We start from the raw sequence: 5,725 nt of genomic DNA, 5'->3' as shown, positions 1-5,725 counted from the left end.
CGCTAAATTCTCATTTATAGTAAGCGAAGTACTTACACTTATGAATAATGCAAGCTAAGATTATCATCAGGGATATTATCGCTAAGCGTTTTATTTAACCATCCATTATTTGTGTGGTTCTCCTCGATTTACTATTTTTGAGCCAATTTAGAGTGAGTGGCAGATATGAACGAGAATGTTCTTAATAAATTGAAAATATTGGCAGAGTCTGCGAAATATGACGTTTCGTGTGCTTCCAGCGGCACCGTGCGGTCTAACAAGCCGGGTATGGTAGGCAATACCGTGGGTGGTTGGGGAATTTGCCATAGTTTTGCCGAGGATGGGCGTTGTATCTCCTTGCTAAAGGTGATGCTGACCAACTACTGCATCTATGATTGCGCCTATTGCATCAACCGGCGTTCAAATGATTTGCCGCGCGCTACACTTTCCGTTAGTGAACTTGTAGACTTGACGATGGAATTCTACCGCCGTAATTATATAGAAGGGCTGTTCCTGAGTAGCGGTGTTGTGCGAAGTCCTGATTATACTATGGAACGCCTGGTGCGTGTTGCAAAAGATCTACGCACCATACACCGCTTTAATGGATATATTCATTTGAAAAGCATTCCCGGCGCCAGTCGTGAACTGGTGAATGAGGCAGGACTGTATGCCGACCGTCTCAGCGTTAATGTGGAAATACCCAAAGAAGAAAACCTGAAACTCCTCGCTCCCGAGAAGGATCATAAGAGTGTGTACGCACCGATGCGTTATATCCAGCAGGGAGTGTTAGAGAGTTCGGAAGAGCGGAAGAAACATCGTCATGCGCCCCGTTTCGCTCCTGCCGGGCAAAGCACGCAAATGATTGTAGGCGCTACGGCAGAGACAGACAAGGATATTCTCCATCTTTCATCCGCACTCTATAAAGGACCCACTATGAGGCGCGTATATTACTCCGGTTATATTTCCGTAAATACTTATGATACACGTTTGCCTGCTCTGAAACAACCTCCTTTGGTACGCGAAAACCGGCTTTATCAGGCGGATTGGTTAATGCGTTTCTACCAATTTAAAGTAGAAGAGATAGTGGACGAGGCATATCCTGATTTGGATTTGGAGATAGACCCTAAGCTGTCGTGGGCATTGCGCCATCCCGAACAGTTTCCTGTAGACATCAACCGGGCGGAGTATGAAATGCTATTGCGTGTACCGGGTGTCGGAGTAAAGTCGGCACGGCTAATTGTGGCGTCACGCCGTTTCTCTAAACTGGGTTTCTACGAACTGAAGAAAATAGGAGTGGTGATGAAGAAAGCGCAGTACTTCATCACTTGCAATGAACTGCCCATGAAGACGGTAAATGAGATGACACCACAGGCTGTCCGAGGCTTGCTGATAGTGAAGCCGAGTAAAAAGAAAGTAGATGAAAAACAACTGTTGCTTGATTTTCAGGACTGAGATATGAACATTTTCCTTTTCGACAATACCTTTGAAGGGTTGCTGACTTCTGTTTTTGAAGCCTATTCCCGTCGTGTATTTCCGGACATCTTATTGTTGGAAGGAGAACCTTTGCCCCTGTTCTACGACGATGCTTTCACGGTAATTACCGAAAAAGAAAAGGCAGAACGCGTATGGCGCGGCTTGGGAAAGAAACTCTCTTCCTCTGCATTATCCTGCCTGGCGCAGTGCTGGCTGGCAGAGGAACCGGAAACTCCCATGCTCCTGTTCCGTTATATCCGCAAGGCGATAGATGCTCCCTGTTCTATAGAAACAAATTTTTCTGATTCTGATGTCCTTGAATTCTCCCGTATGTGGAAAAGAGTGGATTGGGAGCGGTTGCGCATGCTTCAGTTCGTTCGCTTTCAAAAAGCTGCGGACGGCACATTCTTTGCTGCTGTAGAACCTGAGAAGAATGCATTGCCCTTGGCTATCGATCATTTTAAAGATCGTTTTGCCGACCAGCCTTGGCTGATATACGACATCAAGCGGGCGTATGGTTTTTATTATGATTTGAAAGAGGTGCGGCAAGTTAGCTTTGAGGAAGGGTCTCGTGAAAAACATCTCATTACCGGTATGCTTGATGAAAGGCTGATGGATAAGGACGAAAAACTCTTTCAGCAGTTATGGAAGATGTATTTTAAGGCTATCTGCATCAAAGAACGGTTGAATCCGCGAAAGCACAAGCAAGATATGCCTGTACGTTATTGGAAACACATGACGGAGAAGCAGTAGTTCTACTCTTGCCACAAGTGCCGGATAGCCGTCACGGGGTGGTATAGCAACATTCTGGGGCCTGCCCATTTCATCACTTTTCTCATCTGTTCTTTCATTTCAGCTTTATAACAATGTATGCTACAAAGCCGGCAAGTTGGTTTCCCATCACCGAATGGGCAATGCGAAAGCCGTGTATGTGCATATACTAATAGTTCCTTGCATTGCGGGCACAATGTTTTGTTTCCCTCTTTCTTTCGGCAATAGAGACGGATCATCTGTTCCACGGTTTTCTTTTCCTGTTCAATGCGGGACATGTTATTTTGTTTTAATTCTTCATATTTATGGCAATGTCAGGGCGCGACATTATTTATATCGTGGAGATAGGCTCCTGTATATATCAAATCCACCATCTTGGTTTTTGTAGATAATTGTATCAATGAAGTAGAGATGCTTGTCGTTTCCTACTAACACATTGTTAGGCAGGGCATCGAATATATCGTATCTGCCATTTGAGAAATACTCGCCACCTAATTCCGGTTTAAATCCCATTTTGTTAAGTTCCTCTTTTATTTCAGACTCTGTTGCTTCACGCATCGCTGCGATGAAAGGTTGTGACAGTACGGCACAGAATTTACCAGTTTGATTTTGGGCAAAACCTATTAACTTATACGAGCAGTCCGGAAAATAGAAATTATGAATCTTTATTCGTTCAAAAAATTGAGATAGATTGTCATCCGAATAACGGAAGTCATTTAGTTTATAAACGATAGCATTGTCCTTTTTTGATAAATAGACTTCATTCTCAGAGCCTCTGTCTGAGAAGATTCCTAATTGATTGATATCTTCTATCCAATAGCCTTTGTCTCTTGCAAATCTTTCGAGGTTTGTAATTTGGATTCTCTTAACAACCGTTGTTCCCGCAATCGCTTGAATTGATTCAAGCACTCCTCGCGCGACATCGGATGCTTCGTCCAGTAGGCAACAGATTTCATTTTCTTTGCTATAACCTGGCGATGATATTGATTTAGCTTTTCCATATTGCTCGTCTTTGTTATTCATATATAGCACAAAGATACGATTTTTTGTTTTGAACTAAAAAACCTTATCTTATTATTTGGAATTTATGATTTATTTCAGTTCTTTCGTCGCCATGAAAAAAGACGTGTTTTATAACGAAGTCTACAGTATTGTAGCTTCTATTCCTGCGGGGCGTGTGCTGACGTACGGACAGATTGCTTACCTCGTAGGAAAGTCCCAATGTTCGCGTATGGTAGGGCAGGCTATGCATAACGCACCTGCAGGGCGGAACCTTCCTTGCCATCGGGTAGTCAATAGCCTGGGGCGACCGGCGCCTTTCTGGCCGGAACAACGCGAATTGTTGGAGAAGGAAGGCATAATCTTTAAGAAGAACGGGTGCGTTGATGTAGCGGTCTATGGTTGGGAGATTATAAATCTACAAGAATTCTGACTTGTATTATTCATACAGTAGGAATTAAAGGAGTTATCACTTCGTTAGGAGTTAAGGAGTTAAAGCCGATAGTCCGTGAATCATATAACATTAGTATCGGCTTTAACTCCTAAGCCAACTTGTTGGCTGATAACTCCTTTAACTCCTCTAACTCCTAAAGCATGAATTATTCAGGTTAAGAAGAACGGGTGCGTTTCCCTGCAATTTTCTCATAGATTTTATTTGCCAATTGATTTATTTTAGTAGTTTTGCAGGTGTTAAATACACATTTATACCTGCTACAATGAATCTTAGATCTGCAACTCATCCGCTGCTACCTGTTCTGTGCGTATTCCTTTTGGGATTTATCCTGCCTGTCCGGGCACAAAACTCTCTTCAACATCAGAAAGATTCTCTGCGCCGTGCTATCGACAGTTCGGAAGGAATCGACAAACTGAGAACATACAACCGGCTGTACTACCTCTATATGACAGAAATTGCCGACGACCGGAAAATGGATACGCTGCTTACCTTGTTCCGGCAGACGGAGGAAGAGGCCATCAGGCAAGGCAATGTGAAAATGCAGGGAATGGTGTATGGAAACATCATTATCTCTCATATCAACCGCAACGAATATGATAAGATAATCGAAAACGCCCCCGCTTATCTTGATTTTTATATCCGGCACGAGGAATGGCGGTTCTATTATCAGATACACATGCAACTTATAAGCGCTTACAATCTCAAGGGAGACTATGAGCAGGCGGTAAAAGAGGCGGAGAAAATGTATGCCCGCACCTCGGAACGCAAGGATAAGGCGGGAATGGCGACCGCGCTTTATGCCACCGCCCTCACCTATAATCTCCAGCAGAGATTGAAAGAGGAAGAAGAATCGTTCAGGGAGTGCATCAGCCTGCTGTGGGAAACTTCCGGCTACGACAATATCCTGACGCAAGCCTATGCTTTCCTCTGCATGTCGCTTCGTACGCAGAAACGTTATGACGAAGTCCTTCAACTGGTTCCCGAATACGAAAAAGCCATTGCGCGTTTTGAGAAAGCATCAGGCAGACCCCAGCCCGAAGCATGGGGTAACCTCCATGTGGCATTGATGAATACCTATATCGACCGCCGGGAATACGATAAGGCGGAGGTATATCTTGCCAGGTTGCAAGACGGCGTCAACAACAGCATATCCCAATATGAACTGTTGCGGGCGAAGGCGCTGATTGGGCAGGCGCACGGCGATTATCGCACAGCGCTTGCCGCTATAGACAGTGCCATGACGCATGTTCGCGAGTCGGACTTTGACCTTAATAACGCAAGGAAGATAAAGATGGAGATTCTTGCCCGGATGGGACGGAACGATGAAGCCTTCGGGCTGCTTGACGAAATCATAGCGTCCAACGACAGTATAAAGAATGTGGAGGTCAATACCCGGTTCGACGAACTGCGTACCCGCTATGAGGTGGAAAAGCATATTGCCGAAAAAGAGCGTCATTTCTATTATTTCATGTTCACCCTTGGCATTTGTCTGATTCTGGCGCTACTTCTGGCGAGTGTTTTCTATTATAACCGGGTCATTTCGATCAAGAACCGCAAACTGTACGAGCGAATCAAGAAGCAGGACAAGCTTGTAGACGAACTCTCCAAGCTGGAGCATTGTCGGGAGCCGGAACCGTTGGAAGTTCCCGCCGAAACTGCCGCTCCCGCTGATATGGCTACCGATGGGCAATACCACCTGGTTGCCCGCTTGCGTGAGTATCTGCTTTCCGGCGATCATCTTTTGGATGCCGATATGAATCGCGACGAAATCACTTCCGTGCTCAGTACCAATAGAAATACCCTTACCGAGGCGGTGAATGCCGTTACGGGGCAATCTCCGATGGAGTATATGCGTGCCATGAAGATAGAGGAGGCGCGCAAGATGCTCGACCGTCATCCCGAATTGACGATTGAGGCGATAGCTTTCAGTTGCGGTTTCAATATACCGAGTACTTTCTATCGTTTGTTCCGCAAACAGTACGGCATCAGTCCGTCGGAATACCGGAAACTGGGAGAATCACAATCGGTTTAGAGCCTGTTTAAATTTTG

Annotated in this window: 6 protein-coding genes; 4 read left to right on the top strand and 2 right to left on the bottom strand. The window is 45.1% G+C overall.

Annotated elements, in window-relative coordinates; all coding sequences use genetic code 11:
* Positions 1–165: 165 nt before the first annotated feature.
* Both B2Z67_RS07090 and B2Z67_RS07085 read left to right on the top strand, forming a co-directional pair.
* Positions 166–1,431 (top strand): putative DNA modification/repair radical SAM protein, encoded by a 1,266-nt coding sequence (locus tag B2Z67_RS07090; RefSeq protein ID WP_291529120.1) that lies wholly within the window; start codon positions 166–168, stop codon positions 1,429–1,431.
* A gap of 3 nt (positions 1,432–1,434) precedes the next feature.
* The gene (locus tag B2Z67_RS07085; RefSeq protein WP_291529119.1) at positions 1,435–2,205 is read left to right on the top strand and encodes a TIGR03915 family putative DNA repair protein; all 771 of its coding nucleotides are present in this window, start codon (positions 1,435–1,437) and stop codon (positions 2,203–2,205) included.
* 2 nt (positions 2,206–2,207) lie between these two features.
* On the opposite strand, the gene B2Z67_RS07080 is transcribed toward B2Z67_RS07085, so the two are convergent.
* A complete protein-coding gene (locus B2Z67_RS07080; protein ID WP_291529118.1) occupies positions 2,208–2,501 on the bottom strand; it encodes a nitrous oxide-stimulated promoter family protein in 294 nt (97 codons plus the stop codon).
* Between the two features lie 49 nt (positions 2,502–2,550).
* On the bottom strand, positions 2,551–3,246 hold the full coding sequence (locus tag B2Z67_RS07075) for a hypothetical protein (protein WP_291529117.1): 696 nt from the start codon (positions 3,244–3,246) through the stop codon (positions 2,551–2,553).
* A 91-nt stretch (positions 3,247–3,337) separates the two neighbouring features.
* Between B2Z67_RS07075 and B2Z67_RS07070 the strand changes: the two genes are divergently transcribed.
* The gene (locus B2Z67_RS07070; RefSeq protein ID WP_291529121.1) at positions 3,338–3,655 is read left to right on the top strand and encodes an MGMT family protein; all 318 of its coding nucleotides are present in this window, start codon (positions 3,338–3,340) and stop codon (positions 3,653–3,655) included.
* Positions 3,656–3,938: 283 nt separating this feature from the next.
* A complete protein-coding gene (locus tag B2Z67_RS07065; RefSeq protein ID WP_291529116.1) occupies positions 3,939–5,708 on the top strand; it encodes a helix-turn-helix domain-containing protein in 1,770 nt (589 codons plus the stop codon).
* Positions 5,709–5,725: the final 17 nt, after the last annotated feature.

Origin of the sequence: Bacteroides sp. UBA939 (assembly GCF_002293435.1) — a bacterium.
Taxonomy (GTDB): Bacteria; Bacteroidota; Bacteroidia; order Bacteroidales; family Bacteroidaceae; genus Bacteroides.
Note: the sequence above shows the minus strand (reverse complement) of the source record. Positions and strands in the feature narration are given on the sequence as shown.